We start from the raw sequence: 4523 nt of genomic DNA on the forward strand, positions 1-4523 counted from the left end.
CGGGCGGTGTGCCGGTGTTCGTCCGGCAGCGCCACCCACAGCTGGACGCCGTGCAGCGCTTCACCTCACCGATTCACCAGTTCACGATTACAAAAATTCCGGTCAGCGGGCCAAGCGGCACCGCGGTCCGTGGTCCGGTCAAGGCACCGGACGTCGGGCGCCGGCCGCGCCGGCCGTCGCACCACCCGGGGACCGGCCGCCCATGTGCCGGACGCGCGCCCCGTGCGCGTGCGGCCGGGCCGTCCCCCGTCTTCTTCTGCCCTCTCCTGCCCGACCGATCCCAGGGAACACCCCCGTGTTCGGGTGACCCGCACAACGCCCTCGGGGGCCGGGCGCGGACCCGTCCGTACGGCAGGGCACGGCGGCTCAGCCGGCACCGTCGGCCAGGGCGGCCTCCACGGAGTCGTGGACGGTGAAGACCGTCTCGGCCCCGGTGATCTCGAACACCCGGGCCACCACCGGCAGCATGCCGGCCAGGTGGACCCCGCCGCCGGCGGCGTCCGCCTTCAGCCGGGCGCCGAGCAGGACGTTCAGTCCCGTGGAGTCGCAGAACTCCAGGCGGGAGCAGTCCACGACGAGCCGTGAGAAGCCCTTGTCCAGCAGGTCGTCGAGGGGCTCACGCAGAAGATCGGCGGTGTGGTGGTCGAGCTCGCCCGCCGGTGTCACAACGGCGCTGGAGCCCTCTTCCCGCACCTCCACCAGAAGCCGGCCCGACTGTGCGCTGCCGACCGTCCCGTGGTCCATGCCGTCTCTCTCTCCCGAGGTCGTGGCTGCTGATGCCCTCGAACATTACGCCTTCCCTGCGCACTCCGACACCCGAACATCCGCACACAATCGGACATACCGCAACAGAACGCACTTGCGACTCGCTCGGTACAGCGGGTAGGGCTAGTAAGGACACACACCCCTACACGCCGGCTTCGGAGGCGCCGCACACCGCAGTGCACGTACTGGCTTCGGCAGCCATATGCCGAGAACGATGGAGGACACCCATGTCACCCCGGCTCGACGCATCGCATACCCCGATAGCGACGTCGACACCCCCACCGGTTCAGCTGGATCATCCCATCGACCCCCTCGACCCCTTCGAGGGACTCCCGGAGATCCCCCCCTACGACGAGATCGGCCCGGTCGACGCGCGGGCCCTGTCCAAGACCCTCTTCGAGCGCCTGGAGTCGCTGGAGGAAGGGACCTACGAGCACGCGTACGTCCGCAACACGCTCGTCGAGCTCAACCTCGCGCTCGTCAAGTTCGCCGCCTCCCGCTTCCGCTCCCGCAGCGAGCCGATGGAGGACATCATCCAGGTCGGCACCATCGGCCTGATCAAGGCCATCGACCGCTTCGAACTCTCCCGCGGCGTCGAGTTCCCCACTTTCGCGATGCCCACCATCATCGGCGAGATCAAGCGGTTCTTCCGTGACACCTCGTGGTCCGTGCGGGTCCCGCGCCGGCTCCAGGAGCTGCGCCTCGACCTCGCCAAGGCGGGCGACGAGCTGGCGCAGCAGCTGGACCGCGCGCCCACGGTCGCGGAACTCGCCGAACGCCTCGGCATCTCCGGCGAGGAGGTCGTCGAGGGCATGGCCGCCTCGAACGCCTACACCGCCTCCTCGCTGGACGCCCAGCCCGAGGAGGACGACTCCGAGGGCGCGCTCGCGGACCGCATCGGCTACGAGGACCACGGGCTCGAGGGCATCGAGTACATCGAGTCCCTCAAGCCCCTGATCGCCTCGCTGCCGTCCCGGGACCGGAAGATCCTCTCCCTGCGCTTCGTGGCGAACATGACCCAGTCGGAGATCGGCGAGGAACTGGGCATCTCCCAGATGCACGTGTCCCGGCTGCTGTCGCGCACGCTGGTGCGGCTGCGCAAGGGGCTGACCCTGGAGGAGTGACCCGCGCGGCACGTCGCGCACCGCGGTGAGCGGTCCGGCCGCCGGGGCCGGACCGCCCGCCGGGGGCTTCACACCCGTCGGTGTTCCCGGAACGCGGGCCGGGCCGTCCGGCGGCCGGTCAGACGACGCGTACGCCCGCGCGCCACACCGCGTCGACCAGCGGCACGCCCGGACGGTAGGCCAGGTGGACATGGCTCGGTGCGTCGAGCAGGAGCAGGTCCGCCCGGGCGCCCGGGACCAGCCGGCCGATGTCGGTGCGGCGCAGGGCGGCCGCGCCGCCCGCCGTCGCCGACCACACCGCCTCGTCCGGGGTCATCCGCATGTCCCGGACGGCCAGGGCGATGCAGAAGGGCACGGACGAGGTGAAGGACGAGCCCGGGTTGCAGTCGGTGGACAGGGCGACCGTCACGCCCGCGTCCAGCAGGCGGCGGGCGTCCGGCCACTTCGCGCGGGTGGAGAACTCGGCGCCGGGCAGCAGGGTGGCGACCGTGTTGCTGTTCGCCAGGGCGTCGACGTCCGCGTCCGTCAGGTGGGTGCAGTGGTCGGCGCTGGCCGCGTCCAGTTCCACGGCCAATCGGACGCCGGGGCCGTGGCCGAGCTGGTTGGCGTGGACGCGCGGGTGCAGGCCCTTCGCCTTGCCCGCCGTGAGGACGGCGCGGGCCTGGTCGCCGTCGAAGGCGCCCTTCTCGCAGAACACGTCGATCCAGCGGGCGTGCGGCGCGCAGGCGTCCAGCATCTCGCCGGTGACCAGGGCGACGTAGGCCGCCGGGTCGTCGGCGTAGTCCGGGCTGACGACGTGCGCGCCGAGGTACGTCACCTCCTCGGTGTGCCGGGCGGCCAGGCGCAGGGCGCGGGCCTCGTCCTCGACCGTGAGGCCGTAGCCCGACTTGGTCTCGAGCGTGGTCGTGCCCTGGCGCAGGGCCTCGGCGAGGTACCGGGTGAGGTTCGCCTCCAGTTCCGCGTCGCTCGCGGCGCGGGTGGCCGCGACCGTGGTGCGGATGCCGCCCGCGGTGTAGGGGCGGCCGGACATGCGGGCGTTGAACTCCTGCGTCCGGTCCCCTGCGAAGACCAGGTGGGAGTGGGAGTCGACGAAGCCCGGCAGCACCGCCCGGCCGCCCGCGTCGACCCGGTTGTCGGTGGCGGGTGCTTTGCTCGACTCACCGGTCCACACGACCCGGTCGCCGTCGATGACGACGGCCGCGTCCCGGATCAGACCGAGGGGCGATCCTCCCCCACTCTCGAATTTGCTCGAGCGGGGGGACCCCCCTCCGAGGGAGGGGTCGTTGGTGACCAGCGTGGCGATGTTGGTGATGACGGTGCTGCTGCTCATGGTGTCCTCGTGGGTGGTCGTCAGGCGCGGAGGGTCTCGACGGCCCGCGCCAGGGCCTGCGGCACATCGGGGACGAGCGTGTGCGCCCCGTCGCGCACGATGTGCCGGCCGCCCACGACGGTGTGCCGTACGTCCGCCGCGCTCGCCGCGAATACGGCCGTCTCGGCGCCCAGCCGGGGCGGTGGCCCGGCCGTCCTGACCGAGTCCAGGGCGATCGTCGTCAGGTCGGCGAGCGCGCCGGGCTGGAGGGTGCCGTACCGCTCCAGGTACCCCGCGAACCGCACCAGGTCCTCCTCGGGCCACTCGGCGAGCCGTTCCCGGAAGGCCGCCCGGCGGCTGCGGGTGACCTGGGCCAGGATCTCCCGGCCGGCGTCCGTCAGGTGCAGCACCTGGACCCGGTGGTCCTCCGGGTCCAGCCGGCGCTCGATCAGAGCGGCCCGCTCCAGCGCCGCCACCTGCCGGCTCACCGTGGACTTGTCCAGGGCGTAGTGGGCCGCCAGGTCGGTCGCCCGGCAGCCGTCGCGTTCCTCCAGGTGTCCCAGCAGGGTGTACGACACCAGGGACAGCTCGGGGTGCATACGGCCCGCCGAGGCGCGGGCCCGGCGGGCGAAGGTGGTCATCTCACGCTGGATCGTCTCGATGGCCGACTCCGCTGCGCTCACGGGAAATACCTCCTCCGGGGTTTCTGGTTGTATAGTACAACTTGAAGTGAAAGTTGTATAAGCCAACCTTTGGAGGTCGCGCGCGATGAGGTCACCGGCACTGCGCCATGTGCTCACGCACCTGATCACCCCGCTGCTGATGTGCGTGGGCATGGGGCTCGCGTACATGGGGGCGTTCGTCACCCCCGAGCCGCACCACCTGCCGGTCGCCGTCGTCGGCACCACCCCGCAGGCCAAGGTCTTCGCGCAGACGGTCAAGGACACCGCCGGTGAGAAGCTCGACGTGCGCACGGTGGCCACCCGCGCCGACGCCGTCGGCCTGCTCGAGTCCCGCGAAGTCACCGGCGCCTACGTGCCGAAGGCCAAGGCGCCCGAGCTGCTGGTGGCGAGCGCCGCCTCCGACATGGGCGCCATGGCCGTCGAGAAGGTCTTCACCCCGGTCGCCGCCGCGCGGGGCGTGCCGCTGAAGATCACCGACGTGGCCCGGCCGGTCGCCGACGACCCCACCGGGCAGGGCCTGTTCTTCCTGATGATCGCCGTCAGCATCGGCTCCTACGCCTCGGTCGCCGATCGCGGCGACCGAGGCGGGGTGGAAGGTCTTCTCGTCCACGCCCGGCGGCAGTCGCACCATCCGCGAGGCCG

The 4523-nt window shown here is 71.8% G+C and carries 3 protein-coding genes and 3 pseudogenes; 2 read left to right on the plus strand and 4 right to left on the minus strand.

The window, feature by feature from the left end:
* Positions 1–366 precede the first annotated feature (366 nt).
* The gene (locus H5J33_RS24670; RefSeq protein ID WP_181797075.1) at positions 367–744 is read right to left on the minus strand and encodes an STAS domain-containing protein; all 378 of its coding nucleotides are present in this window, start codon (positions 742–744) and stop codon (positions 367–369) included.
* A gap of 248 nt (positions 745–992) precedes the next feature.
* Here H5J33_RS24670 and H5J33_RS24675 point away from each other — a divergent pair, with 248 nt between their 5' ends.
* Positions 993–1889, plus strand: coding sequence for an RNA polymerase sigma factor SigF (locus H5J33_RS24675; RefSeq protein ID WP_181797076.1), 897 nt, complete (start codon positions 993–995; stop codon positions 1887–1889).
* 118 nt (positions 1890–2007) lie between these two features.
* Here H5J33_RS24675 and hutI read toward each other — a convergent pair whose 3' ends face one another.
* From hutI to H5J33_RS38420, 3 genes and pseudogenes are all read right to left on the minus strand, one after another.
* The gene (gene hutI, locus H5J33_RS24680) at positions 2008–3219 is read right to left on the minus strand and encodes an imidazolonepropionase (protein ID WP_181797077.1); all 1212 of its coding nucleotides are present in this window, start codon (positions 3217–3219) and stop codon (positions 2008–2010) included.
* A gap of 20 nt (positions 3220–3239) precedes the next feature.
* Positions 3240–3464 (minus strand): annotated as a pseudogene (locus tag H5J33_RS24685) (formimidoylglutamate deiminase); the annotation flags it as partial.
* A pseudogene (locus tag H5J33_RS38420) lies at positions 3444–3839 on the minus strand (MarR family winged helix-turn-helix transcriptional regulator); the annotation flags it as partial. The pseudogenes H5J33_RS38420 and H5J33_RS24685, both read right to left, overlap by 21 nt.
* A 127-nt stretch (positions 3840–3966) precedes the next feature.
* On the opposite strand from H5J33_RS38420, the pseudogene H5J33_RS24695 reads away from it, so the two are divergent.
* Positions 3967–4523, plus strand: a pseudogene (locus H5J33_RS24695) (ABC transporter permease); the annotation flags it as partial.

Source organism: Streptomyces sp. WELS2 (assembly GCF_013870595.1).
GTDB lineage: Bacteria > Actinomycetota > Actinomycetes > Streptomycetales > Streptomycetaceae > Streptomyces.